Here is a 24,867-nt window from a genome sequence, read left to right as displayed (position 1 = left end):
TCAGGCGGTGCCCACGCCGCCGGTGGATTTGGCTCGCGTCTTCGTCCCGGGACCGCGCATGTAATGTTCTTCCGGATGATAGCGATCGCCGGCCAGTCGCCGTCGAATGCCGCGGGTCCAATGCGCAAGCAGAGATTTGAACCGCCCGACCATTCTGTTCTCTGCGATCTTCTGGCGAATTTTTTCTAACTTCGCGTGAAAAGGTAGAACAAAGCGATCGATCCGTCTAATCAGTTGTTCTTGTAAATTCGATCGATATTGGTTTTTAATGCGCGCATGACCCTGGACCAATTGCGGATTTTCGTAGCTGTCGCCGAGCGCGGCCATATGACCAAGGCGGCGGAGTTGCTGGGCATTTCCCAGTCGGCGGCCTCGGCCGCCATTCGCGCGCTTGAGGAACAGCACGGTGTCCATCTGTTCAACCGGGTCGGCCGCAATATCGAGCTCGCCCAGACCGGTCACCGGTTCCTGCCGGAGGCCAAGGCCGTGCTTGAGCGAGCCGCCGCGGCCCGCAACGTGCTGGAGCATGTCTCGCAGACGGTGGCTGGCAGCCTGTCGATCGCCGCCAGCCTGACCATCGCCAGCTACTGGCTGCCGCGCCGGCTGGCTTCCTTCCACGAAGCCTATCCCGCCGTCAGGCTGAGCGTCACCATCGGCAACACAAGGCAGGTCGAGGCCAATGTCCTCGACGGCGCGGCGGATCTCGGCCTGGTCGAAGGGCGCACCGAATCGGACATATTGCGCCGCGCCAAGGTCGATGTTGACAGGCTGGTGCTGGTCGTCGCCAGCTCGCATCCCGAGATCGCCGAAATCGCACCTGGCCGTCCCGATATCAGAGGCCTGCGCTGGATCATCCGCGAGGGCGGTTCGGGCACGCGCGAGGTGTTGGAGGATCTGGCGCGCCGCGAGGGGATTTCACTCGCGGACTTGCAGGTGTTTCTGGTGCTGCCAAGCAACGAGGCCGTTCGCCAGGCGGTCGAGGCGGGCGCTGGCGCCACTATCATTTCGGAACTCGTCGTCGGGCGCGCCGTGGCCGAAGGCAGTCTGCGGTCCGTGCCGCTCGAATTGCCAAAGCGCGACTTCGCCATGATCACCCATCGCGACCGCCAGGAAAGCCTGGCCCAGATCGCACTGAAGGCACATCTCGGCGCCGAAACCCTTGGAAGCGACGCTACCTAGCAGGATCAGCGGAACTTTCGCTGCGCATCGAGTGCCAGGCCAAGTCCGACCGAACCGAACATATCGCCTTCGATGACGGATGCCTGCGGCACCAGCGACAGGATCTCTCGCCTTGCCAGAGGGATCGCGGTCGATCCGCCGGTCAGGAACACCGCGGTGATGTCTGATGGCTTGACTTGCGCGTCCTTGATGGTCTGCGTCACAGTTTCGGTGACCCGCTCGATGTCTCTGGCGATCGTGGCGTCCAGCCCGCCGCTTGTGATCTCGGCGGCGAACGCGGCGCCGGGCAGCTTCACCGCGACTTGAGCCGACGGTCTGTCGGTCAACTCGATTTTGGCCTTCTCGACAAGTGCAGCCAGCGCGTGACCGTAACGGTGCTCGACGATGTCGATGAAGCGGTCGACCAGGTCGGCACGCTCGGCCTCGTAGCGGATCTGGCGCAGATGCGTCATCGCCTTGGCGGTGTAGACCAGGTTGATGCGCTGCCATGTTGCGAGATCGATGAAGTAGCTGGCCGGCAGATTGCGCTTGCCATCCTTGGTCGGGGTGAGATAGCCGAGCCGAGGCATGACATGGGCGATGCTCAGCAGCCGGTCGAAATCGGTGCCACCGATGTGGACGCCCCGGCTGGCCAGGATGTCGTCCTTGCGGTCCGGCGACCGGGAGCGCTCCGGCGAGACGCGCACGACCGAAAAGTCCGACGTGCCGCCGCCCATGTCGATGATCAGCGCCAGTTCCTCGCGCGTCACCTTCTGCTCATAGTCGAGTGCCGCCGCGATCGGCTCGAACTGGAAAGCGATGTTCTTGAAGCCTTGGGCGCGAGCGGCTTTTTCGAGTTCGCCTTGGGCATTCGCGTCGGCTTCGGCATCGTCATCGACGAACTGCACCGGGCGGCCGAGCACCACCGTCTCGACCACGTCTCCGGCGTCGTGCTCCAGCTTCTCCTTGAGATGCCCGAGGAACAGGCCGATGATCTCCATGAAACCGATCGAGCGCGCCTTGATGCGCGTCTTTTCATGGGCCAGCGAACTGCCGAGCACGCTTTTCAGCGAGCGCATGAGCCGGCCTTCGACGTTGTCGGTGTAGTTGGCGATGGCGTGGCGGCCGAAACAGGTGCGGTTGTCCTCGAAGTTGAAGAACACCGCGCTTGGAAGCGTGACCTGGCCGTCTTCAAGCGCGACGAGACGAGGCTGCCCGTTGCGGACCACGCCAACGGTTGAATTCGAAGTGCCGAAGTCGATGCCGGCGAATGCTGGTCGCACCGCAGCCTCCTGTGATTATCCCCGGCAGTGGATTCGGCGCGCCGTCGCAGCGCGCGCTGTCGCCCCGGGCGACCCGGACCGCTCTGCCAGATTGATTGTGCGTGTTTGCCCGTCGGGCTGGGAGGGGCGGTCTATAGCATGATCGGCGAAAGGGAAACCTCTTTTTGGGAGGCCCGTGCCACAGGATTGGAAGCCTCAGTCCTTGCGGAAGATCAGCCTTCCGAGCCAGCCTGTGATCATGGCCAGCGACACCGCGAAGAAGCCGTAGAGGAACGAGTAGTCGTGGGCGACGCGGAAGATCGACTGTTCGAAACCGGATTTGCGGATTTCGAGCTGGGCCGAGCTCTCCTTGATGAACAGGCCGCTCTTGAACAGGAAGGCGCGCGCCTTGTGGGTTCCGACCGGCACATTCGGCGCCAGCCGGACTGTGGCGCGGAACAGGTTCTGCGACAGGAACTGTACGCCGCCGACATTCTCGCTGTAGAGGCCGGCGGCTGCCTTGCGCTCACGCAAGGCAGCCGTGAATTCCTCGATCGTCACCGGGCTGTCGCCGGCATCGGCGGGTTGCATGTAGAGGTTGGAGGCGCCGAGCGACAGCTGCTTGTAGCTGTTCGGTTCGGTGATGTCCTGTAGCGGCCGCGTCGTCGCCACCGAATAGGAAACCGGCACGTTCTCGAATGTCTCGGACTCCAGATTGACCCAGACGCCGAGCACCCGGTCCTTGCGGCGCACCACAACCGGCTTGGGCGGCCCTTCGAGCACGACGATGACGTCGTAGCGCCCTTGGCGCGCGACCAGCGGATCGGGATTTTCCAGCGAACCGAAAATGGTCAGGTCGGCGCCCGAGAAGCCGGCGGTGATCGACACCGCGTCGGTGGAAAGGCCGATCTGGATGCCTTCCGTCGGGGGCGTCTGCGCCATCGTCGGCGCGGCGGCCGCAATCAGCGACAGGAGACTGGCGGCTGCGAGCGTTCTCAGGCCCTTCATCAGTCGAGGCCCACGCCGGACAGCGAGTAAAGGTTTGGCGGAGTGACGAAGAGGCCGATGGCAAGCCGGATGGCCACGGCCAGAACCAGCAGCGCCAGCAGTGCCCTCAGTTGCTCGCCGCGCAGCTTCTGGCCGGCCTTGGCGCCATATTGGGCCCCTGCCACGCCGCCCGCCATCAGCAGGAAGGCGAGCATCACATCGACCGTCTGGTTGGTCGTGGCATGCACCAGCGTCGTATAGGCGGAGGTGAAGATGATCTGGAACAGCGAGGTGCCGATGACGACATTGGTAGGCACCTTCAGGAGATAGATCAGCGCCGGCACCATGATGAAGCCGCCGCCGACACCCATGATCGACGACAGGAAGCCGATGCCGGCGCCGAGGCCAAGCACCGGGATGACGCTCACGAACAGTTTCGACGCCCTGAACCGCATCTTCAGCGGCAGGCGGTGGATCCAGTTGTGCTGGCCGGATTTCTTCAGAACTGGTGCCGCGCCGCTGCGCGTGGCGCGCAGCGCATTGATGCTTTCGACCAGCATCAGCCCGCCGACGGTGCCGAGCAGCACGACGTAAAGCAGCGAGATGAACAGGTCGAGCTGGCCGAGCCTGCGCAGGAAGGCGAAGACGTAGATGCCGCCGGTGGACCCCACAACGCCGCCGGCAAGCAGCACCCCGCCGAGCTTGAAGTCGAGCGTGCCCCGCTTCATATGCGACAGCGCGCCGGAGAAGGAGGAGGCGATGACCTGGTTGGCGCCGGTTGCGACCGCGATCGCCGGTGGAATGTTGTAGAAGATCAGCAGCGGCGTGATGAGAAAACCACCTCCGACGCCGAACATGCCCGACAGGAAACCCACCGCGGCGCCCATGGCCAGCAGCACGAAGACGTTGACGGAAATTTCCGCAATCGGGAGATAGATGCCCACCCGTCAGTCTCGATCGGTTTGCCTGCCGACGGCGCCGTCCGTTGCGGACGTCTCCACCGAAAAGCCTTATCGTTCTTGCGCCGGCAACGTGGCCAAGTCAAACCACGCCACGCCACCGAAACAAAACCATCTCAATCTGTTAACAGGCAAATGTGTGGCAAGAGCATCGTGGAAGCGACGCTTCTGCCGTTATTTGCGCGCCAGCAATGCCCTGACAAGTTTCTCGTCGACCGTGCCGGTGGCCGGCATCTTGTTGTCGGTCTGGAAAGCGATGATTGCGGTCTTGGTTTTCTCGCCCATGACGCCATCCGCGCCGCCGGCATCGTAGCCGTTCTTGTTAAGGATGAGCTGGATGTTCTTGACCGCCTTCTTCATGTCGATACTGGCGGTGGTCTGCGGCGTGCCATCCTGCCAGGATTCGGGAATGTCGACCGAATTGGCTGCCGCGTTGAGCGGCTTGGCCTTCCACAATTCGGCCGCGGCACGCGCGCGCTCGAGCTGCTCGGGCCGCAGCGCGTTGGCGATCTCGTCGCGCTTGGCCGCCGCATCCTTGTCACCGGTCTTGGCCACGAGCGCGAACCATTTGTAGGATTCCTCCAGGTTCTGCTTCATGCCGACGCCTTTGGCGGCGAGGATACCGAGATTGAACTGGCTGTCCTTGACACCGAGGTCGGCGGCTTCCTGGAACCAGTGCGCCGCCGATTCATTGTCGGTCACGCCGTCCGCAGCCATGGCGAACAGCACCGCCAGATTGTGCATGGCGCTGGCGTTGCCCTGTTCGGCGGCGAGCTGGTACCAGGTCTTCGACTTCTTGATGTCGCGCGCGACGCCGATGCCCTTCTCATAGAAATTGCCGATGCGGTACTCGGCCGGCGCGAAGCCGAGTTCCGCCGATTTCCCGTACCATTTTGCCGCTGCCGCCATGTCTTCCTTGACGCCGCGCGACTCGGCGTAGCGCGAGCCGACCTCGAACAGTGCCTTGGCGTCGCCACCGCCGGCAGCATCGCGCAAGGCGGGCGGACCGGCATCGGCTGGAATGTCGAATTCGGCCGTGGCGGTGACCGCGGAGTTGCCCGCGGGCGTAACGGCGCCGGTGGTATCCGTGGCCGCTGCCGCGGTCGGCTCCGTGGCGGTGTGGGCATCCGTCGCTTGCGTGCCCGCGGCAGCGGCCGGCGCCGAAGCGGCAGAGCTCGGACCAGCGGAAGGTGGGGCGGCAGAGATTGGAGCAACGGCGGCAGGTTCGGTCAAAGCCATAGTGTCCGAGGCGGTTGCGCCCTGGCCGGAAGGTGTGGCCGAAGCCGCAGTCTGGGCAGTCTCGACCGCCGGCGCTGCGACCGGCATCGCGTCGGTGTCCGACGGCATGACCAGGGCGGTCTGCGCAACCATATCGTCCTTTGTTGCCGGCGCGGATGGCTCCGCCTGCCTGACGGCCTGGGCCGCTGCGCTGTCCGTGGCCGCGGGGTGGGCTTCCGTCTTCGGCCGGCTTGAGGCGTCGGCGGAAGCCGTTTCCACCGGTTGCGAGGCGACGATCGGCGCCGGGTCGCTGCTCGCCACCTGGGTGGGGTCGGAGAAGAACGCCTTGCCGAGCTGCAGGCCGGCAAGCGCCAGCATGATCGCGGCCGCCGCCATCAGGATCGGCTTGCGCCGGGCCTTGAGCAGGTCGCCGATCCTGAGCGCCTTCACCGGCCCCTTCATTGTCGACTGGCGCTTCAACGCATCGGCCTCGGCAGCGGCGGCCTGCGCGGCGCGCCGGGCCGCCGCGATGAAATCCGATTTCGCGGCGTCGCCGCCGCTGAGCTTTGCCGGTTGCCCGCGCTCATCGCGTACACGCTTCATGATGGCGTTGAGGTCAGGCGCACCGGAGCCGGGCTCCAGCGGGCGATTGGCCACTTTCGGATCGAGCGGCTCATCGAGATCGACGCTCGAAACGTCGGCGGTAGGCGCCGAGCCGGCCAGCGGCGGAACGTCGGCCTCCTTTTTGCCCTTGAAGGCGCGTGCCAGCCCGCCGAACATCGACTTGCGGCGGCTTGCCGGCTCGCCTTTTTCGGCGAGCGCGTCGGAACCGAGCGCGGCCATGGCGGCCGCAGCGGCGGCTTCGGCGGGTGAGCGCGTACCCAGGTCGCTGCGCGTACCCGGGTCGTTGCGCGTGCCCAGGTCGCTTCGCGTGCCCAGGTCGCTGCGCAGCGAGGCGGCGGCGCGGCCATCGAGATCGGCGATGTCCCCGGTCAACGGAACAGGCTCATCGATGTCCATCGACGGCGCTGCCACCGCCATCTTGGCAGCACGCATGCGGCGCCTGCCGACCGCCTCGTCCGGCCGTGTGTCCAGGAGTTCGCTTACCGCCTCGGATGGTTCGCTGGTCTCGAGGGAGCCCAGCCTGTCGACGATCTTGAGCAGCGTGTCGTGGATGGCCTCGAAGGTTCTCGAATTGCGCTCGTCGGAACGACGCGTCAGCGTCTCGAGCGTCTTCAGGTCCTGGGCAAGGCCGGAAACGGCGGTCGTGTTGGCGTCTGAACCGGCCAACGAACGCACCGCGCTTTCGGCCGCGTCGCGTGCCGCGCCGAGGATCGAATCGCGGGTGCCCGCCAACGCCTTTTCGATTTCGTTGAGGCGCGGGCTGATATCCTCGAATTCCGGCAGCGGAGTGCTGGGCTTGGACAGATGGGCGGAAAGGCCGGCAACTTGTGCCTCCAAGCTGCGGATCAGTGCCGGATCGATACCGGCGACCTGTGCGGCCGACGCATCCAGCCGGCGTGAAATGTCCTCGAGCCGGCTCTCCAAGCCACGGATCGCCGCTTCGCCGGCGGGATCGGGAATGCGTGTCTCCATCCGCTTGGCGAGCGCGGTGAAGCGGGCGTCGATGGCATCCATGATGCCGGCGCTGTCGACTTGCGGCATGCGCTGGTCCAGCCGGTCGGCGACCTCGTCCAGCCGGCGTTCGAGATCGCGGAACAGAATATTGCCCTGTTCGATGGCGTCGCCCTGGCGGCGTTCCATCATGCCCGACAGCACGTCGAAGCGCTGCTCCAGCCCGTGGAAGATATAGTCGGCGTCGGGCATGGCAGGCGCCTGGTCGATCTTGTCGGCGATGAGCGCGATCTGCTTGGCCAGCCGTTCCATCGCCTGCTCGGGCAGGTTGGCGCGGCCGGCGAGCTCGTCGACCCGACCTGACAGCGTGACCAGCCGATCCATCACCGCGTTGCCCGGATGATCCTGCGCCACCTCCTCGATCTGCTTGGCGAGCGAATCGATCCGCTTCTCGATGCGCGCGAAGGCTTCGTGGTCGACTGAATTGGCTTGTGCCGCGACGGTCGACGCAACGATGGCACGGGAAATCTCGTCCAGCCGCTCGTCGATCAGAGCAAGCGTGTCGCCGCCGCGATTGTCCTGCCGGCTGGCGAAGTGATCGACTGCGCCGGCCAGCGTGCGCACCTTTTCCTCCAGCGAGCGTAGCGACAGCGATTCAGGCAGGTTGTTGACGGCGTTGCTGATCTGCTCCAGCCGGTCGGTCAGCGCCGAAAGGGCGGGGTCGCCTGAACGTTTGCGCTGGTCGGCGTCGACACGGTCCTCGAAGGCCGTCCAGCGGCGATCGAAATCGTCCCAGCGGCGGTCGACCTTCTGCACGCTCTCCTCGCGCGCCAGTGTGTCGAGCGCCGCCTTGACCTGTTCGAGCTCAAGCCGCAGCATGTTGACGCTTCGGTCGTCGCTCCTCTCGGCAAGCGTCTGGATGGCGCCCGAAAGCCGTTCGAATTCGACGCCGAGTTCGGCGCTGCCCTTGGCCAGGACGCCCGATGGGGCGCCTGGCTTGGCGTTTGACTGGAAGGCGCGGTCGATATCCTTGCGCAGGACCTCGAATTCGCGTTGCAGTCCGGCCGTCATCTGATGGCGCAGTTCCTCGCGCATGCCGCGCAGCTCGCCGGCGATCTTGCCGACAATGGCGACGCCGTCTTCCTGGCTGCGCACGCGGTCGATGTCGCGGGCAATTGCCTGATAGTTCTGCTCGAAGGTGGGAGCCTGCGACGGGCTCTTCGCGCGTGGCGTCGGCTGCGGATCTTCGTACCAGCGCTGCTGGCCGGTGGCCTGAGCGGCGGGATAGCGCGGATCGGTCGCGGGATAGCGCGGATCGGGACGTCCCATCGTGTCCTCGCGCGTCCGCTCCAGGCGCTGTTCCAGCGTCTCCAACGAGCGGTTCAACTGCTCCAGCGTGGTCTGCGGCTTGCGCTGCCTGCCGGCGTTGAGTGTGTCGAGATAGGACCGCTTGCTGTTCATAGGTGCGTCCGTCTTTCAGATTGGCCGGTTGCGACCAGTTCCCAAGTCCCTGTCGGAACGAAGGCGACCGCGCTTGCCTGCAACGGTGGAAGACAAGCTTCCCGGGGTTTCGCCCGCGCTCCGAAAAACCGTGAAAAGTTCGATACAGGATAACCACGGGTAGCCGACATGCGCACATTTCGCCCAACGTAGTAAACAACGCGTTAACCAAGCTTAAGAAGTTGCAAGGAAGTGATTGTCGCCGTCTGCGTGCGGCATAAAGCACCGTTCACTGAACGCCCTTGCGTCATGCGGCGGCTATCGGTATAGAATTGACGTAAACGTAAAAGGCGCATCGAGTGTGCCGTTTGCGATTTGTTTGTCGAAACCACGGCTGAAGGCACGCCCCCGCTTTCAGTCAGGCGACGCATGGTCCAGGACCGCGACGCCACCAGACGGGGAAAGCCAGTGACCATGAAGCTTATCTCGGCCGGCGAGACCGCGGCCAATACCAATAACGTACCTGCCGAAGCCGGCGAGGACCTTGTCCGCATCGGCGAGATGGCCAAGAAATACGGCGTGACGCTGCGCACGCTGCGTTTTTATGAAGACAAGGGCCTGCTCAACCCGCAGCGTGACGGTTCGACCCGTCTCTACACGCGCCGCGACAAGGCCCGGCTGAAGCTGATCCTGCTCGGCCGCAAGGTCGGGTTCTCGCTGCGCGACGTCAAGCAGATGATGGATCTCTACGACCCGACCGGCTCCAACACCAAACAGCTGCGTCTTGCGTTGGACAAGTCGGAAAAGCAGCTTGCCCGTCTGCAGAAGCAGCGGGCGCTGATCGACGACGCCATCAACGAGCTGAGCGGCTCGATGACGGCCGTGCGCCAGATGCTGGCCGAGCGTTCGGCACCGCAGGCGAGCGTCGCCGGCTAAGCCGATCGGCTGATTCCGACACTGTCAGACAGCTGACTATCAAAGCCGCGTGGCCTGCCGCGCGGCTTTTTTGTTGTCTTGCTCCCGCATTACTCTTCACTGTTGCTCGGTATGGCGCCTGCCGATCTGCTATGCGCGCGGCGCTGCGAGCGGAAATCTCGTCGCCGAAAAATTGACGTTTACGCAAACGTCAATTTTTGCTATCTCGATCTCAACATGGGTCCGCATGCTGCCTGACCATGACTTCGGCGGCTTTCGGATCAGGTTCGCAGGGTGGAGAAAAAGCATGCCGACATACAGGGCTCCGGTCCAGGATACGCTGTTCGTGCTCAACGAGGTGCTGGGCTACCAGCGTTATTCGAACCTTCCCGGATTTGCCGATGCGACGCCCGACGTGCTGGAAGCAATCCTCGCCGAAGGCGCCAAGCTTGCCGAGAACGTCATGCATCCGCTCAACCGCGTCGGCGACATCGAAGGTTGCGTCCGTCATGATGACGGCTCGGTGACGACGCCGAAAGGCTTCAAGGAAGCATTCGACCAGTACCGCGAAGGTGGCTGGATGGGGCTGGCCGCGCCTGTCGAGTTCGGCGGCCAGGGCCTTCCTTATGCGGTGCACACGGCGGTCGCCGAATACATGGTCTCGGCCAACATGTCGCTGATGATGTATCCGGGCCTCACGCAAGGCGCGATCGCGGCGATCATCACCCACGGCACCGACGAGCAGAAGGCCAAATGGTTGCCGAAGATGGTCGAAGGCGCCTGGACCGGCACCATGAACCTGACCGAACCGCATTGCGGCACCGATCTCGGCCTGCTGCGCACGAAGGCGGTGCCGAACGGCGATGACACATACAGGATTTCAGGCCAGAAGATATTCATCTCGGCCGGCGAGCACGATATGTCGGACAACATCGTCCATCTGGTGCTGGCCCGCATCGAGGGCGCGCCGCAAGGCGTGAAAGGCATCTCGCTGTTCATCGTACCGAAGCTCAAGCTGGACGCCTCGGGCAATCCGGGGACAAGGAACGCCGTTTCCTGCGGCTCGATCGAGGAGAAGATGGGCATCCACGGCAATTCGACCTGCGTCATGAACTATGACGAAGCCGAAGGCACGCTGCTCGGCGAGGCCAATGGCGGCCTCAAGGCGATGTTCACGATGATGAACGAGGCGCGGCTCGGCGTCGGCCTGCAAGGCCTGTCGCTGTCGGAGATCGCCTACCAGAACGCCGTTGCCTACGCCAAGGATCGTTTGCAGGGCCGTTCGCTATCGGGGCCGAAGGCGCCGGACAAGAAGGCCGATCCGATCATCGTCCATCCCGACATCCGCCGCTCGCTGATGACCATGAAAGCCTTCAACGAGGCCGGCCGCGCGCTGGCGCTTTGGACCGCGATCAAGTCCGACATCGCGCATCGCTCCGGTGACGACAAGGACCGCCAGGCGGCAGACGACTACACCGGCCTGATGACGCCGGTGGTCAAGGGCGTGCTCACCGACAAAGGGTTCGACCACGCTGTCGCGGCACAGCAGGTGTTCGGCGGCCACGGCTATATCGAAGAGCATGGCATGAGCCAGTTCGTGCGCGATGCACGCATCGCCATGATCTATGAGGGCGCCAACGGCATCCAGGCGCTGGATCTCGTCGGCCGCAAGCTTGGTTTGAATGGCGGCCGCGCCGCGCAGGCTTTCTTCAAGGAGGTCGGCGAATTCTGCGAGGAAAACCGCTCCGACGAGAAGATGGCGCTTTTCACCAAGGCCTTGAAAAAGGGCCTCAACGATTTGCAGGCGGCAACCATGTGGCTTGTGCAGAACGGCATGGCGAAACCCGACAATGCGGGTGCCGCCTCGACCGACTACATGCATCTCTTCGGCCTTGTCGCGCTGGGCTACATGTGGGGCCAGATGGCAAAGACGGCACTTGGCAAGACCGGCGCCAACGGCTCCCAATCTTCCCATGAAAACAACGTGGCCTTCTACGACAACAAGGTGGTGACGGCGCGCTTCTTCATGGAGAGGATCATGCCGGAGACCTCGGCGCACCTCGCGCGCATTTCGAGCGGCGCCGATACGCTGATGGCTCTCCCGGCCGAAGCATTCTAAGCTCAATCTCGTTAGCCTTTCTGCCTGTCGATACGTGGAGGAAATCGTGGCGACAAATCCCGCCGAAGTGCTCTCTTTGCCGAAGCCCGCCTGGGCGGCGGATGAGGTCGGCATGCTTTACGACATGGCAACACGCTTCATGTCGGAAGAAATCGCGCCGCGCTACGACGAGTTCGAGAAGAACGAGATGGTCGACCGCGAGAGCTGGCTGAAAGCCGGTGCGGCCGGCCTGCTCTGCGCCTCGATGCCGGAGGAATATGGCGGCTCCGGCGGCACCTTCGCGCATGAGAGCGCCATTATCGAGGCGATCGGCCATGTCGGCGTCGACGGCTTCGGCATCGGTCTGCACAATTCGATCGTTGCCCCGTACATCCTTCACTACGGCTCCGAGGAGCAGAAGAAGAAATGGCTGCCGAAGCTCGCCACCGGCGAATTGATCGGCGCCATCGCCATGACCGAGCCGGGGGCCGGCTCTGATTTGCAAGGCGTGAAAACGCGCGCCCAGAAGGATGGCAACCAGTACCGGATCAACGGCTCCAAGACCTTCATCACCAATGGTCAGCTGGCCAACTTCGTCATCGTCGTCACCAAGACCGATCCGGAGAAGGGTGCCAAGGGCACCTCGCTGATCGTCGTCGAGACCGACGAGGTCGAAGGCTTTCAGCGCGGCCGCAACCTCGACAAGATCGGCTTGAAGGCCAACGACACGTCGGAACTGTTCTTCAACGACGTGCGCGTGCCGACCTCCAACCTGCTCGGCCACGAGGAAGGGCAAGGCTTCGTCCAGCTCATGCAGCAGCTGCCGCAGGAGCGGCTGCAGATCGGCACCGGTGCCATCGCCATGATCGAGCGGGCGCTGGCGCTGACCATCGACTATGTCAAGGAGCGCAAGGCCTTCGGCAAGGCGATCATCGATTTCCAGAACACCCAGTTCAAGCTGGCCGAGCTGAAGACCGAAGCCACCATCGGCCGCGTCTTCTACAATGATTGCGTCACCCGCCACATCGATGGCGGCCTCGACCCGGTGACGGCGTCGATGGCCAAATACTGGCTCAGCGACCTGCAGGGAAAAGTCGTCGACGAATGCCTTCAATTGCATGGGGGCTATGGCTACATGAATGAATATCCGATTGCCCGCATGTTCCGCGACGCTCGCGTCCAGCGCATCTACGGCGGCACCAACGAGATCATGAAATTGCTGATCGGACGCTCGCTCTGAGCTGCGTTCGGTAAACCCAAGGAGCAAGAAGATGACTGACGCTTATGTCTATGACGCGGTGCGCACGCCGCGCGGCAAGGGCAAGAAGGACGGTTCCCTGCACGAGGTGCCGGCGGTGCGGCTTGCCGCCAAGGCACTCGAGGCGCTGCGCGATCGCAACGGGCTCGACACCGGCAATGTCGACGACATCATCTTCGGCTGCGTCGATCCGGTCGGCGAGGCGGGCTCGGTCATTCCGCGCGCCGCCGCCTTCGAGGCAGGCTACGACACCAAGGCGCCAGGCATGCAGATCTCGCGCTTCTGCGCCTCCGGTCTCGATGCCATCAATTTCGGCGCCGCCAAGATCGCGCAAGGCGCCGACGAGATCGTCATTGCCGGCGGTGTCGAATCGATGTCGCGCGTCGGCATGGGTGCTTCCGGCGGTGCCTGGTTCATGGATCCTTCTGTCGGCCTGCCCGGCTGGTTCGTGCCGCAAGGCATCTCGGCCGACCTGATCGCCACCAAGTATGGATTCTCCCGCGACGACGTCGATGGCTATGCGGTCGAGAGCCAGAAGCGCGCGGCAAAATCCTGGGCGGAAGGCCGCTTCAAGAACTCCGTCATTCCGGTCAAGGACCAGAACGGCCTGACCATCCTCGACCATGACGAGCATATGCGGCCCTCGACCGACATGCAGTCGTTGGCGTCGCTCAATCCCTCCTTCGTCATGCCTGGCGAAATGGGCGGCTTCGATGCGGTCGCGGTGCAGAAGCACCCCGAAGTGGAAGAGGTCAACCACGTCCATCACGCCGGCAATTCGTCCGGCATCGTCGACGGCGCCGCCGCCGTGCTGCTCGGCTCGAAGAAAGCCGGCAAGGCAATGGGGCTGAAACCACGCGCGCGCATCCGCACCTTCGCCAATATCGGCTCGGAGCCGGTGCTGATGTTGACCGGGCCGGTCGACGTCACCGAGAAGCTCCTGAAGCGCGCCAAGATGAAGCTGTCCGACATCGACCTGTTCGAGCTCAACGAAGCCTTCGCCTCGGTTGTGCTGCGCTATATGCAGGCCTTCGACATCCCGCACGACAAGATCAACGTCAATGGCGGGGCGATTGCCATGGGCCATCCGCTCGGCGCCACCGGCGCGATGATCTTCGGCACGGTTCTGGACGAACTTGAGCGCCGCGATCTCAACACAGCACTGGTGACACTGTGCATCGGCGCCGGCATGGGCACCGCAACCATCATCGAACGGGTCTAGAAGCATGCCTTCGAAACCCGCTTTGATCCTGCCCGCCCTGATCCTCGTCGATGCGCAAATGGCATTCGTCGAACGGGAGCGCGCCGGCCAGCGGCGAAACAATCCGGACGCGGTCGGCAACATGGCCCGTCTGCTGGATATGTTTCGCCGACGCGACCTAGCGATCTTCCATATCCGCCACGCCTCGACCGAGAAGGATTCGGCGCTTCGGCCGGAGCGCAGCGGATATCAACCGATACAGCAGGCAGCTGAACGCGTCGGCGAACCGGTGTTGGTGAAGCACGTCAACTCCGCCTTCATCGGCACCGATCTGGAAAAGCGGTTGCGGGATGGCGGTCACAAGACGCTGATCATTGCCGGCATCACCACCAATCATTGCGTTGAGACGACCACGCGCATGGCCGGAAATCTGGGGTTCGAGGCGCAGCTGGTTCGTGACGCCTGCTACACGTTCGATCGTGTTGGGTTCGACGGCCGAACGGAAAGCGCCGAGGCCATACACGCCATGACCCTGTCCAATCTCGATGGCGAATTTGCTTCCATCGTAACCACCGATGCCGTGCTCGCGGCCCTCGCTGACACCATCGCCGCCTAAGGAGGTTTAGATGACCTATACCAATTTCACAGTCGACACCGACGCCGACGGCATTGCGCTGGTCACCTGGGACATGCCCGACCGTTCGATGAACGTCTTCACAGAAGAGGTGATGACCGAGTTCGACAAGATCATCGACCAGGTCGTTGCCGACGCCTGGATCAAAGGCGCGGTGATCACCTCGGGCAAGGACAGCTTCTCCGGCGGCGCCGACCTGACCATGCTGCAGAAGATGCTGACGGTCTTCGCCAGGGAGAAGGCCAAGGATCCGGAGAAGGCGGCCAGATTGCTGTTCGACAATGCCGGCCGTATGGGCGGCCTGTGGCGCAAGCTTGAAACCTCGGGCAAACCCTGGGTTTCGGCAATCAACGGCACCTGCATGGGCGGTGCCTTCGAACTGTCGCTGGCATGCCATGGTCGCGTCGCAGCCGACAGCGACAAGGTGAAGATGGCGCTTCCCGAAGTGAAAGTCGGTATCTTCCCGGGTGCTGGTGGCACCCAGCGCGTGCCGCGCCTGACCGATCAACAGCAGGCGTTGCAGATGCTGACCTCCGGCCAGACACTGTCGCCGAAAAAGGCCAAGTCGATGGGCCTGATCCATGAAATCGCCGAGCCGGCCAAACTGATCGAGACAGCCAAGGCGATGATCAGAAACGGCCTCAAGCCGGTGGCGCCGTGGGACGAGAAGGGGTTCAAGCTTCCTGGCGGTCCGATCTATTCGGTGGCGGGCGCCAATCTGTGGCCACCGGCCATCGCCATCCTGCGCCGCGAGACCCATGGCAATTATCCGGCCGCCGCCGCTATCTTGAAATGCGTCTATGAAGGCTTGCTAGTGCCGTTCGACACCGGTTTGCGCATCGAGCAGCGCTATTTCACCGAGATCATGCAGACGAAGGAGGCGGCGGCGATGATCCGCTCGCTGTTCGTGTCATTGCAGGAACTGAACAAGGGCGCACGCCGCCCGGCCGGCATGCCGGAAACCAGGTTCAAGAAGATCGGCATTCTCGGCGCCGGCTTCATGGGCGCCGGCATCGCCTATGTCACCGCCAAGGCAGGCATTCCGGTCGTGCTGCTCGACCGAGATTTGGAGTCGGCCGAAAAGGGCAAGGCGCATTCCGACAGCCTGGTCTCCGACCAGGTGAAGAAAGGCCGCGCCAAACCCGAGGAGAAGGAAAAGCTGCTGTCGCTGATCACGCCGACGGCCGATTATGCCGATCTTACGGGCTGCGATCTGGTGGTCGAGGCGGTGTTCGAGGATTCGGCCGTCAAGAAGAACGCAACCGAACAGGCGGAAGCCGTGCTGAAATCGTCGGCGATTTTCGCGTCGAACACCTCGACCATTCCGATCACAGCTCTGGCGAAGAATTCAGCGCGGCCTAAGAATTTCATCGGCATCCATTTCTTCTCGCCCGTCGACAAGATGATGCTGGTCGAGATCATCCTTGGCAAGAAGACCGGCGACAAGGCTCTGGCGATGGCAATCGATTTCGTGCGCGCTATCAAGAAGACGCCGATCGTCGTCAACGACACGCGCGGTTTTTACGTGAACCGCTGTGTACTGCGCTACATGTCGGAAGCCTACAAGATGCTGATCGAAGGGGTGCCCGCACCCATGATCGAGAATGCGGCCAAGGCCGCCGGCATGCCGGTCGGACCACTGGCGCTGACCGACGAGACGGCCATCGACCTCGCGCAAAAGATCATGAAGCAGACCATCAGGGACCTCGGCGACAAGGCAGTCGATCCCAGGCAGATGGCGCTGATCGACACTATGGTCGATGCGCACGGCCGCTTCGGTCGCAAGAACGGCAAGGGCTTTTACGACTATCCGCAAAAACCGGCCAAGAAGAAGCTCTGGCCGGGGCTCAAGGATCTCTACCCGCAGCTCGCGCCCGAAAAAGTCGACTATGAGGAGCTGCAGCAGCGGCTGCTGGTCACCATTGCGCTGGAGGCCGCGCGCGTGATGGAAGAGGGCATCGTCACCGATCCACGCGAGGCGGATGTCGGTTCGATCCTGGCTTTCGGCTTCGCGCCTTACACCGGCGGGGCGCTGTCTTATATCGACGGCATCGGTGCCAAGGCGTTCGTCAGGATCGCCAAGACCTTGCAGAAGAAATACGGCGCCGAGTTCAAGGCGCCCAAGCTGTTGCTCGATTTGGCAGAGAAGGGCGAAACTTTCTACCAGCGCTTCGATCCCTACGCCAAGGGCGACGTGAAGCAGGCTGCCTGACGCATGGGGAAAATCGAGAGTGTCACAGCGCCCTTTGCGCGTCCAAGAGGGCGAGTGGCGCTGTAATGTATGTCTGGGCGCGTATGGCGCGCATGCTCGCCACGACGCGAAGCCGTGGTCCCTATGCGATGGGCGGTGAAAGCCGACTGGCTTTTCGCTGCCTGCCGACCGACATCGATTTCAACATCCATCTCAACAATGCGCGCTACATGATGCTGGCCGATCTCGGCCGCATCGACCTGTTTGTCCGCGCTGGCCTCATCACGCTGGCGCGCAAGAATGGCTGGGCGCCGATGATGGGCGGGTTGCAGTCGGTCTATGCGCGCGAGATCAGGCTGTGGCGTCGCTTCCAAGTGGTGTCTTCGATCGAGACCTGGGAAGGCACCCAGGTCATCGGCAAGCATCGTTTCGTCCTCGACAATGGCGAGACGGCCGCCTTGATTCTGACGACGGCCGGCGTCTACGATCGCAAGGCTCGCCGATTTCTCGACATCAACGATGTCGTGGCGGCGCTTGGCCGCGCGGTAAACCCGCGACCGCTGACGCAATCGGAGCGGATCTTCATGACGTCGCATCAAGGTTTGCGCAATCTGGCCAAGGGCGTTGATTGACCCGGACTCTCCGCAGCTGATGGAAACGCATGGTGGTGGAACGCAGCCTGTGGACAAACCGGCATTCGAGGGTTAGAAGGAAAAAGGCATTTTTTCCTGTTCGAAGGAGCACGACATGCTCACGCACGACCGCGTCTGGGCTGCCATCGATGCTCTTGCCGCGCGTTATTCGCTTTCGGCTTCGGGCCTGGCGCGGCGGGCAGGACTTGATTCGACCGCTTTCAACAAATCCAAACGCCTGTCGTCGGATGGTCGACCGCGCTGGCCCTCGACCGAATCGCTGGCCAAGATCATCGATGCGACCGGCGCTTCGCTCGACGAATTCACCGACTTGATCGAAGGCCGGACCGGACCCGACGCTCCGCCGGCTCACAAGCGCGCCGTGCCATTGCTTGGCTTTGCCCAGGCCGGCGCCGGCGGCTTCTTCGACGATGCCGGCTTTCCGGCGGGACAGGGCTGGGATCTGGTCGAACTGCCGGCGCAATCGACCGAAAGCTCCTATGCGCTGCAGGTGCAAGGCGATTCCATGTTGCCGCTCTATCGCAATGGCGACGTCCTCATAGTCGAACCGGGCGCGGTCACCCGCAAGGGCGATCGCGTTGTCGTCAAGACCACCGCCGGTGAGGTGATGGCCAAGGTGATCGAACGCCAGACGGCGAAGTCGATCGCGCTGGTCTCGCTCAATCTCGATCATCCGGACCGCGAGATCCCCATGCACGATGTCGAATGGGTGGCGCGGATTGTCTGGGCAAGCCAATAGGTACGGCGGGTGCGACTCCCTTATCTTGTCCTGGCGGTTGTGATGGTCCCCGTGATGGCGGCCCTGGTCGTCGCCGGCGGTCGCACGCTGAAAGGAAGCGACAGTGTCGTCACGGTGGATCAGATCGATCCGGGCGCCGATACGATTGCGCGACAGGGTGCCGGAACTGTGCCCGAAGAGCCGGCCACGTCTGCAATATCTGTACCGCAGCCGCCAAAGCCGGCGCCGCATTCCAGGGCGATCGATCCCGAAACGATCGCGCCGCCGGATCTGCCTTCCGAGGAACTCCAGCGGGTCGAGCCGCGCGAACCGTTGAGCAAGCTGGCGCTCGCGATGCCGCCCAAGCCGAAAATGCCTGATGACTGGAACGGCACAAAGCTGTTCCAGCCGGTAGCATCCGCCGCCGGGCTGATCGAGGCGAAAGGGTATTCGGTCGCGGTCTCCGGCATCGATGTCGTCCGGCAAGACGAGACCTGCACCGTGGACGGCAAATCCTGGCCGTGCGGCGTTCGGGCGCGGACGGCATTCCGCGCCTTCCTGCGCGGTCGCGCGGTGGCCTGCACGGTGCCGCCCGAGGGCGGACGCGACCTGATTGGGGCTGAATGCCGGATCGGCAAGCAGGATATCGGTCAATGGTTGGTCGAAAATGGCTGGGCGCGCGCCGCCAAGGGCGGGCCTTATGTCGATGCCGGCGAAAAGGCGCGTAGCGCCAGGAAGGGTATTTTCGGCCCGGCACCGAATCTGTCGGGTGTGCCGTCCGTGCCGGCGGTTTCAGCCCCGGCGCCTCAGGCGCCGGGCTCGATCCTGGAGGAGGTCGACGGCAACCTCAAGCCAACTGGCCAGCCAACGCCTTCCGAATGAGCGTACGGGTCTCGGCCACGCCGTAGAGCGCGGCGAATGATCCGAAGCGTGGGCCACGCTCTTGGCCGATCAGCACCTGATAGATCATCTGGAAGAAGGCGCCCGAAACGCCCGGACCGCCTTCCGGGCTCTGCTTGGAGTGATCCTGATACCGTTCGACCTTGCGGGCGACGTTGAGCGCGGCGTTCTGGATCGCTTCGCCGCTGGCACCCGCCGGCAGTGTGCCAAGTGCCGCCTCCAGCGCCTCCAGCGCCTCGCGCTCGACGGCATCGGCCGGGCGAAATGTCTTCGTCGGCTTCACGAAATCGTCGAAATAGCGGATCGCATAGCCCGTCAGCCTGTCGAGCTCGGGATGGGTCGCCGGCGTCACGCCAGGCACGTGGCGCAAGATGAAGCCCCACAGCACATCCTTGTTTTGCGCGTTTGAGGCGCTGACGAGATTGAGGAGCAGCGAGAACGGTACCGGCATGTCGACCGCGGGCGGGTTGCCGTCGTGCATGTGCCAGACCGGGTTGCCCAGCCGCTCCTTCCAATCCTGCCTCGGATAGGCGGCGAGGAAGGTGTAATACTCGTCCACGGCCCTCGGAATGACGTCGAAATAGAGCTTCTTGGCCTGCCGCGGCCGCTGGTACATATAGAGCCCGAGGCTCTCGGTCGGCGCATAGGTCAGCCACTCGTCGATGGTCAGGCCGTTGCCCTTCGACTTCGATATCTTCTGGCCGTTCTCGTCCAGGAACAGTTCATAGACGAAATGTTCCGGCGCCCGCCCGCCCAGAATGTCGCAGATGCGGTCATAGACCACCGCATTGGTCTGGTGATCCTTGCCGAACATCTCGAAATCCACGCCAAGTGCTGCCCAGCGCATGCCGAAGTCCGGCTTCCATTGCAGCTTCACCTTGCCGCCGGTGATCGAGAGCGTGGTTTCGGTGCCCTCGTCGTCGAAGGTGATGGTCCCGGCCTTGGCGTCCACATGCTTCATGGGGACGTAAAGCACACGCCCGCTCTTTGGTGAAATCGGCAGGAAAGGACTGTAGGTCGCCTGCCGCTCTGCCCCGAGCGTCGGCAGCATCACCGCCATGATCTGGTCGTAGCGTTCGGCGGCGCGCAGCAGCATCGCGTCGAAACGGCCCGACTTGTAATATCGCGTCGCGCTGGCAAATTCGTAGTCGAAGCCGAACGTATCCAGGAAACGGCAAAGCATCGCGTTGTTGTGGTCGGCGAAACTCGCATAGTCGCCGCCGAACGGATCAGGGACCGAAGACAGCGGCTTGTGCAGATGCGGCTCCAATGCCGCGCGATCGGGCACGCTGTCGGGTATCTTGCGCATGCCGTCCATGTCGTCGGAAAAGCACAGCAGCTTTGTCGCAACCTTGTCCTGGGTCAGGACGCGGAAGGCGTGACGCACCATCGAGGTGCGCGCTACCTCGCCGAACGTGCCGATATGCGGCAGGCCGGACGGACCGTAGCCGGTCTCGAACAGGATTGTCTCGGGGAAATCGGCGCCCTTGTAGCGCTCGATGATTTTCTTGGCTTCCTCGAAAGGCCAAGCCTTGCTTTCGGCCGCGGCCGTGAGCAGCTCGGGATTGAGATCGATGATGTTTGATCCCGCCATGGTACTGTCTTCCAAATTATTTCGCCGGCCAAGCCGTGCGTCGGCCGATCCGTTCGCCGGCCAAGCCGTTCGCCGGCATGACCGCAAGTGTGGATTTTCAATCGGTCTCTAGGCGTGCCTGGCCGGAGCGTCAACGAGTGGGCCGCTTTTTCCTTGCGACGCCGATAACCCGTTCCTACCTTCGAGACCCGCTCAAGGAGTTAACAATGCCGTTGCCGACGCCGCATGAAGCCCTGATCTATCTGATGGTCATCACCTCGGCCTCCGACCGCGACATGACCGATGTCGAGTTGGCGAGGATTGGCGATGTCATCCGCTCATGGCCGGTATTCGAAGATTTCAACCACGAGCGCCTGGTTGCCGTGGCCCAGGATTGCCAGAAGATGCTGCATGAAAAGGGTGGGCTGGAGGGCGTGCTCGAGACCGTCGCCGAGGCCTTGCCGGAGCGCTTGCGCGACACCGCCTATGCCGCCGCCTTCGAAGTGGCCTCCGTCGATCTCGAAATGCGCATGGAAGAAGTGCGGGTATTGCAGCTCATCCGCCGCCAGCTCGACCTCGACACATTGACCGTTGCTGCCATAGCCCAGGCGGCCAAGGCGAGGTTGCGCACGCTCACCTGACAGGCAGGCGCTGCTGTCGCGTCAAAGAATCTGACCGGAACCGGATCAGAAAAAGCTGACCGGGAAATAGCGCAGGTAGAATTCGGCAAAGGTACCCTTCATCGATATCTCCTGCAGCGCGTAATCGAGTGCGGCAGCCAGCGCCGGATCGTCCGCTCTGGTGGCGATAGCCATTCCCGTGCCCAGATACTCGGGCGCCAGATATGGACCGCCGGCAAAGCGGCAGCAGCCAGCCGCATCCGAACCGCCCAGCCAGAAGGCGAAGCGCATGCCGTCGCCGAAGGCGGCGTCAACCTTGCCCGCCTTGAGATCGCTGTAGAGGGCCTCCGGTCCGTCGAACGTGACGACCTGGACCATTTTGAAATAGTCGCGCAGCATGCGCTCATGCGCCGAGCCTGATATCACCCCGACGCGCTTGCCTTGCAGTTTGTCGAAGACGGGTTCCGTCAGCGCCTTGCCCTTCGGCATGATGAAGCGTGCGGGGAACTGCAGATAGGAGCGCGAGAAGGCGTAGGTCTGGCGTGACTGCGGCGTTGCGGCGACGCCGGCGATGATCGCTTCGCCTTCGCCTTTTCGCAGCGCGCCTTCGAGTTCGGCCCAAGGCAATGCCTGGATCTGGCATTTGTCGGCGATGCCGAGTTCCGCGCAGATGGCGCGCGCCAGATCGATGTGGAAACCGGACAATTTTCCCGCGCCGTCGAGGAAGTTGAAGGGCGGGAAATCCGTGGTCGTCAGGAACCGCAGCCGTGGCAGCGCGGAAAGGTCCGGCTTTGGCAGTCGCTCCTTGGCGTCCCACAGTACCGGCATCTGCGGTTCCGCCGCGCGTGCCCCATGGGCGAATGTCGGTGCGCCAATCAGCATCGACGCCAGGACCAGGGACCTCCACCGGAACGCCACGATAAAACTCCGCGCACTCGTGCTGCACCGGTTTTGGTACGAAAACGGCACAGGCACAATCCTTTTTGATTTCAACGCGGCGATTTCAGGATATGGTTTGGCGGGTTTGCAAAAACAGTGGCTGCCCTGGTTGGGGGACCAGGGTCGAGAACCACAACCGGAAGCGAGTGCTTTGCAATCCGTGGTCGGTGGCGAAGTGCCGATAAGGCACGGACCATTGGCCGCAATGCAAGAGGCAACATGGGGTTGATGTTGCGATGAGTCAGTTCGATCGCACGCTGGAATACATAGATCAGCTGCAGCACGCCGGAACGGCGGCGGCGGTTTGCGAAAAGCTGCTGGGCATAACGTCGGATTTCGGCCTGACCGCGCTGATGGCCGGAACCGTTCCGCAGCCGGGCACGCCGGCCGGCCAGCAAAAGCAGCATGTGCTGCTTTGCGACTGGCCCGTGGAATGGCTTGAGCGCTACGTGGCTCGCAACTATGTGGATCACGATCCGGTGGTCAGCCACATGAAGCAGTTGCAGGCGCCGTTTCAGTGGCGCGATGCGGCGCAGGGCGGCAGTATCGACAAGAGCAGCGGCAAGGTGATGGGCGACGCTGGCGCCTTCAAGCTTCGCGACGGGCTGGCTTTCCCGCTGATCACGCTCGACGGGCAGATCGTCATGGTGTCGCTGGGCGGCGAAGCCGTGGAACTGTCGGCGGCCGAGTTCGGCCTAGTGTCGCTGGTGTCGACCTATGCGGTCGGCCGCGCCATGCAACTCCACACCATGGCCAACAAGACCATCGACCACATCGAACTGACGCCGCGCGAACGCGAATGCCTGCAATGGGCGGCCGTCGGCAAGTCCGAATGGGAGATTTCGCAGATTCTCGGCATCTCCGAACACACGTCGGAGAAACACCTTCTTAACGCCAAAAGCAAACTCGGTGCCGTCAACCGGGTGCAGGCAGTCGCGGAGGCGATCAGGCGCGGCTATATTAGCTAGGTCGGCCGTGCCGGCCTAGAAATTCCTGCCTACGTGATCACGTAATTTTCTCGTCTATGCCCGGCCGTATCTTCCTCTTGAACAGGAGACGGCGAATGCTTTTTTCCCTCACAACCCAGGAATTGATGGAACGCCCACATCTCTGGGAGGCCGTCCATCGGCTGCGCTACCAGATTTTTGTCGACGAGATGGGATGGGACGACCTGCGGCGCCCCGACGGGTTCGAGGTCGACCAGTTCGATCATGACGAGGCGGTGCATCAGATAGTTATCAGAGGCAACGAAGTCGCGGGCTATCAGAGAATGTTGCCGACCACGCGGCCGCATCTGCTCACCGAGGTATTGAACGACCTTTCAGAGGGAACACCGCCATCGGGTGCAAACATCTGGGAATTGACCCGTTATGCGGTCGCTCCCGGCTTTCGCGACGGCCGTCGCGGCGTCTCGACCGTCGGCACGGAGTTGATAGCCGGCTTCGTCGAATGGGGGCTGAAGCGCGGCGTCGACAAAGTGATCATCGAATTCGAGCCGATGTGGGTCCTGCGTGCATTGCAACTGCATTTCCTGGCGACGCCGCTGGGCTACCAGCGCACCTACGGCAACCAGCAGGTCGTCGCGACGCTGCTCACATTCAACGAGCACACGCTGGACGTGGTGCGTTCGAGGCGCAATCATTTTGCCCCGGTTCTGGCCAGGGGATATCCCGATATGTTCGGGCAAAGGCGAGCGTCGTGAGATCGGGGACGGCCATGAGCCAGCACCCGCAACCCGAACTGCGCAACCACACGCTGATCGTCACCGTGTCGTCGAATGACGGCCGGCCGGTGCTCGACAGAAAGGCCTATGAAAGCCTTGCCAAGACGTTCCATGACGCCGCCGAGAATGACGAGGTGCGTGTCGTGGTGCTGCGTGGCCTGGCAGGTTGCTTCTGTCTCGGCGGCGATTTTTCCGAATTTCTCGACGCTTCCAAGCATCAGAAGCTGATTGCCGCCGTAACCGACATGTTCCGCACGCTGGCGACGTTTCCCAAGCCCATCCTGGCCTGCGTCGATGGCGATGCCGTCGGCGTCGGCTGCACCATCCTGTTCCATTGCGACATGGTGATCGCCTCGGCCAAAAGCACCTTCAGGGTGCCATTCGTCGATTTCGGTCTTGTGCCGGATGCGGCGACCAGCATTCTTGCACCGCAGAAGCTCGGCTATGCGGGCGCCTTCCGCTTCTTCTGCCTTGGCGACACGCTTCGCGCCGAGGACGCCAGGGCGCTTGGCCTGGTCGCCGAGATCGCCGACGAGGACGTGGAGCAAGCTGCTCTCGGCCGGGCAAGGCAACTCGCCAGGAAGCCGGTCGCCGCCCTGCTGCAGACGCGCGGCCTGCTCAAGGGCAACACCGGCGAGCTTTGCGACCGGATCGACCAGGAGATATCGCTGTTCCAGCAAGCGCTGCAGGACGACACCACGCTGCGGCGATTGCAGCGGATTGCCAGGCTGGCGGCCTGACACGTCGAGATGACCTTGCGCCGCGCCGGGGTGTGGGCCCGGGGGGGGAAACGGGGGGGTTTTTTTTAACGGCCCCCCCCCCCTGTTGGGGGCCCCCCATTTGGT

At 63.1% G+C, this 24,867-nt stretch carries 21 protein-coding genes; 14 read left to right on the top strand and 7 right to left on the bottom strand.

From position 1 onward, the window contains the following. Positions 1-327 carry a hypothetical protein gene (locus NKJ26_RS23580; protein ID WP_352697532.1) on the bottom strand — a complete coding sequence of 109 codons (327 nt, stop codon included), beginning with the start codon at positions 325-327 and terminating at the stop codon, positions 1-3. Between NKJ26_RS23580 and NKJ26_RS23575 the strand changes: the two genes are divergently transcribed. After that, the gene (locus NKJ26_RS23575) at positions 277-1,179 is read left to right on the top strand and encodes a LysR substrate-binding domain-containing protein (protein ID WP_352697471.1); all 903 of its coding nucleotides are present in this window, start codon (positions 277-279) and stop codon (positions 1,177-1,179) included. The two genes, NKJ26_RS23580 and NKJ26_RS23575, sit on opposite strands and share 51 nt — an antisense overlap. Positions 1,180-1,184: 5 nt before the next feature. On the opposite strand, the gene NKJ26_RS23570 is transcribed toward NKJ26_RS23575, so the two are convergent. The 4 genes from NKJ26_RS23570 to NKJ26_RS23555 all read right to left on the bottom strand — a co-directional run bounded on the left by NKJ26_RS23570 (position 1,185) and on the right by NKJ26_RS23555 (position 8,620). Then, positions 1,185-2,441, bottom strand: coding sequence for an Hsp70 family protein (locus tag NKJ26_RS23570; protein WP_352697469.1), 1,257 nt, complete (start codon positions 2,439-2,441; stop codon positions 1,185-1,187). A gap of 195 nt (positions 2,442-2,636) precedes the next feature. Further along, positions 2,637-3,428 (bottom strand): TIGR02186 family protein, encoded by a 792-nt coding sequence (locus tag NKJ26_RS23565; protein ID WP_352697467.1) that lies wholly within the window; start codon positions 3,426-3,428, stop codon positions 2,637-2,639. Next, positions 3,428-4,351, bottom strand: coding sequence for a sulfite exporter TauE/SafE family protein (locus NKJ26_RS23560; protein WP_027027593.1), 924 nt, complete (start codon positions 4,349-4,351; stop codon positions 3,428-3,430). Before NKJ26_RS23560 ends, NKJ26_RS23565 begins: the two co-directional genes overlap by 1 nt. 189 nt (positions 4,352-4,540) lie before the next feature. Then, entirely contained in the window at positions 4,541-8,620 is a 4,080-nt protein-coding gene (locus NKJ26_RS23555; RefSeq protein ID WP_352697465.1) for a peptidoglycan-binding protein, read from the bottom strand. Between the two features lie 453 nt (positions 8,621-9,073). Between NKJ26_RS23555 and NKJ26_RS23550 the strand changes: the two genes are divergently transcribed. The 9 genes from NKJ26_RS23550 (at position 9,074) to NKJ26_RS23510 (ending at position 19,149) form a co-directional block, all read left to right on the top strand. After that, the gene (locus tag NKJ26_RS23550; protein WP_081689647.1) at positions 9,074-9,535 is read left to right on the top strand and encodes a MerR family transcriptional regulator; all 462 of its coding nucleotides are present in this window, start codon (positions 9,074-9,076) and stop codon (positions 9,533-9,535) included. Positions 9,536-9,821: 286 nt separating this feature from the next. Then, positions 9,822-11,633: an acyl-CoA dehydrogenase gene (locus NKJ26_RS23545; protein ID WP_352697463.1), complete on the top strand. Its 1,812-nt coding sequence runs from the start codon at positions 9,822-9,824 to the stop codon at positions 11,631-11,633. A 46-nt stretch (positions 11,634-11,679) separates the two neighbouring features. After that, a complete protein-coding gene (locus NKJ26_RS23540) occupies positions 11,680-12,852 on the top strand; it encodes an acyl-CoA dehydrogenase family protein (protein WP_352605561.1) in 1,173 nt (390 codons plus the stop codon). A gap of 31 nt (positions 12,853-12,883) precedes the next feature. After that, complete coding sequence (locus NKJ26_RS23535; RefSeq protein ID WP_352697461.1) at positions 12,884-14,092, top strand: acetyl-CoA C-acetyltransferase; 1,209 nt, start codon at positions 12,884-12,886, stop codon at positions 14,090-14,092. Positions 14,093-14,096: 4 nt separating this feature from the next. Further along, the gene (locus NKJ26_RS23530) at positions 14,097-14,687 is read left to right on the top strand and encodes a cysteine hydrolase family protein (RefSeq protein ID WP_352697459.1); all 591 of its coding nucleotides are present in this window, start codon (positions 14,097-14,099) and stop codon (positions 14,685-14,687) included. A gap of 10 nt (positions 14,688-14,697) precedes the next feature. Continuing rightward, on the top strand, positions 14,698-16,917 hold the full coding sequence (locus NKJ26_RS23525; RefSeq protein ID WP_352697457.1) for a 3-hydroxyacyl-CoA dehydrogenase NAD-binding domain-containing protein: 2,220 nt from the start codon (positions 14,698-14,700) through the stop codon (positions 16,915-16,917). Between the two features lie 65 nt (positions 16,918-16,982). Next, the gene (locus NKJ26_RS23520) at positions 16,983-17,528 is read left to right on the top strand and encodes a thioesterase family protein (protein ID WP_352697456.1); all 546 of its coding nucleotides are present in this window, start codon (positions 16,983-16,985) and stop codon (positions 17,526-17,528) included. 115 nt (positions 17,529-17,643) lie between these two features. Beyond that, a complete protein-coding gene (locus tag NKJ26_RS23515) occupies positions 17,644-18,288 on the top strand; it encodes a S24 family peptidase (RefSeq protein ID WP_352697454.1) in 645 nt (214 codons plus the stop codon). Positions 18,289-18,297: 9 nt separating this feature from the next. Next, a complete protein-coding gene (locus NKJ26_RS23510) occupies positions 18,298-19,149 on the top strand; it encodes a thermonuclease family protein (RefSeq protein ID WP_352605551.1) in 852 nt (283 codons plus the stop codon). Here NKJ26_RS23510 and NKJ26_RS23505 read toward each other — a convergent pair. Next, on the bottom strand, positions 19,115-20,761 hold the full coding sequence (locus NKJ26_RS23505; RefSeq protein WP_352697452.1) for a lysine--tRNA ligase: 1,647 nt from the start codon (positions 20,759-20,761) through the stop codon (positions 19,115-19,117). The two genes, NKJ26_RS23510 and NKJ26_RS23505, sit on opposite strands and share 35 nt — an antisense overlap. A 206-nt stretch (positions 20,762-20,967) precedes the next feature. Between NKJ26_RS23505 and NKJ26_RS23500 the strand changes: the two genes are divergently transcribed. Next, on the top strand, positions 20,968-21,381 hold the full coding sequence (locus tag NKJ26_RS23500) for a tellurite resistance TerB family protein (RefSeq protein ID WP_352697450.1): 414 nt from the start codon (positions 20,968-20,970) through the stop codon (positions 21,379-21,381). Positions 21,382-21,426: 45 nt separating this feature from the next. On the opposite strand, the gene NKJ26_RS23495 is transcribed toward NKJ26_RS23500, so the two are convergent. Beyond that, the gene (locus tag NKJ26_RS23495) at positions 21,427-22,278 is read right to left on the bottom strand and encodes an ABC transporter substrate-binding protein (RefSeq protein WP_352697448.1); all 852 of its coding nucleotides are present in this window, start codon (positions 22,276-22,278) and stop codon (positions 21,427-21,429) included. Positions 22,279-22,535: 257 nt separating this feature from the next. Here NKJ26_RS23495 and NKJ26_RS23490 point away from each other — a divergent pair, with 257 nt between their 5' ends. The 3 genes from NKJ26_RS23490 to NKJ26_RS23480 all read left to right on the top strand — a co-directional run bounded on the left by NKJ26_RS23490 (position 22,536) and on the right by NKJ26_RS23480 (position 24,762). Beyond that, positions 22,536-23,267: a helix-turn-helix transcriptional regulator gene (locus tag NKJ26_RS23490; protein ID WP_352605543.1), complete on the top strand. Its 732-nt coding sequence runs from the start codon at positions 22,536-22,538 to the stop codon at positions 23,265-23,267. A 95-nt stretch (positions 23,268-23,362) separates the two neighbouring features. Next, a complete protein-coding gene (locus NKJ26_RS23485) occupies positions 23,363-24,001 on the top strand; it encodes an acyl-homoserine-lactone synthase (protein WP_352605541.1) in 639 nt (212 codons plus the stop codon). Positions 24,002-24,015: 14 nt separating this feature from the next. Then, the gene (locus NKJ26_RS23480) at positions 24,016-24,762 is read left to right on the top strand and encodes an enoyl-CoA hydratase-related protein (RefSeq protein WP_352605539.1); all 747 of its coding nucleotides are present in this window, start codon (positions 24,016-24,018) and stop codon (positions 24,760-24,762) included. The last annotated feature ends 105 nt before the right edge of the window (positions 24,763-24,867 follow it).

Origin of the sequence: Mesorhizobium sp. M0152 (assembly GCF_040322415.1) — a bacterium.
Lineage (GTDB): Bacteria > Pseudomonadota > Alphaproteobacteria > Rhizobiales > Rhizobiaceae > Mesorhizobium.
The sequence above is the reverse complement of the archived record's forward strand: the minus strand, read 5'-3'. Positions and strand labels throughout refer to the sequence as shown.

What these genes read in the sequence shown, in the direction of transcription:
- NKJ26_RS23575 (WP_352697471.1), top strand. Translation starts at nt 277, where the DNA reads ATGACCCTGGACCAATTGCGGATTTTCGTAGCTGTCGCCGAGCGCGGC.
- NKJ26_RS23545 (WP_352697463.1), top strand. Translation starts at nt 9,822, where the DNA reads ATGCCGACATACAGGGCTCCGGTCCAGGATACGCTGTTCGTGCTCAAC.
- NKJ26_RS23490 (WP_352605543.1), top strand. Translation starts at nt 22,536, where the DNA reads ATGAGTCAGTTCGATCGCACGCTGGAATACATAGATCAGCTGCAGCAC.
- NKJ26_RS23515 (WP_352697454.1), top strand. Translation starts at nt 17,644, where the DNA reads ATGCTCACGCACGACCGCGTCTGGGCTGCCATCGATGCTCTTGCCGCG.
- NKJ26_RS23555 (WP_352697465.1), bottom strand. Translation starts at nt 8,620, where the DNA reads ATGAACAGCAAGCGGTCCTATCTCGACACACTCAACGCCGGCAGGCAG.
- NKJ26_RS23485 (WP_352605541.1), top strand. Translation starts at nt 23,363, where the DNA reads ATGCTTTTTTCCCTCACAACCCAGGAATTGATGGAACGCCCACATCTC.
- NKJ26_RS23550 (WP_081689647.1), top strand. Translation starts at nt 9,074, where the DNA reads ATGAAGCTTATCTCGGCCGGCGAGACCGCGGCCAATACCAATAACGTA.
- NKJ26_RS23500 (WP_352697450.1), top strand. Translation starts at nt 20,968, where the DNA reads ATGCCGTTGCCGACGCCGCATGAAGCCCTGATCTATCTGATGGTCATC.
- NKJ26_RS23525 (WP_352697457.1), top strand. Translation starts at nt 14,698, where the DNA reads ATGACCTATACCAATTTCACAGTCGACACCGACGCCGACGGCATTGCG.
- NKJ26_RS23520 (WP_352697456.1), top strand. Translation starts at nt 16,983, where the DNA reads ATGTATGTCTGGGCGCGTATGGCGCGCATGCTCGCCACGACGCGAAGC.
- NKJ26_RS23480 (WP_352605539.1), top strand. Translation starts at nt 24,016, where the DNA reads ATGAGCCAGCACCCGCAACCCGAACTGCGCAACCACACGCTGATCGTC.
- NKJ26_RS23530 (WP_352697459.1), top strand. Translation starts at nt 14,097, where the DNA reads ATGCCTTCGAAACCCGCTTTGATCCTGCCCGCCCTGATCCTCGTCGAT.
- NKJ26_RS23505 (WP_352697452.1), bottom strand. Translation starts at nt 20,761, where the DNA reads ATGGCGGGATCAAACATCATCGATCTCAATCCCGAGCTGCTCACGGCC.
- NKJ26_RS23580 (WP_352697532.1), bottom strand. Translation starts at nt 327, where the DNA reads ATGGCCGCGCTCGGCGACAGCTACGAAAATCCGCAATTGGTCCAGGGT.
- NKJ26_RS23535 (WP_352697461.1), top strand. Translation starts at nt 12,884, where the DNA reads ATGACTGACGCTTATGTCTATGACGCGGTGCGCACGCCGCGCGGCAAG.
- NKJ26_RS23565 (WP_352697467.1), bottom strand. Translation starts at nt 3,428, where the DNA reads ATGAAGGGCCTGAGAACGCTCGCAGCCGCCAGTCTCCTGTCGCTGATT.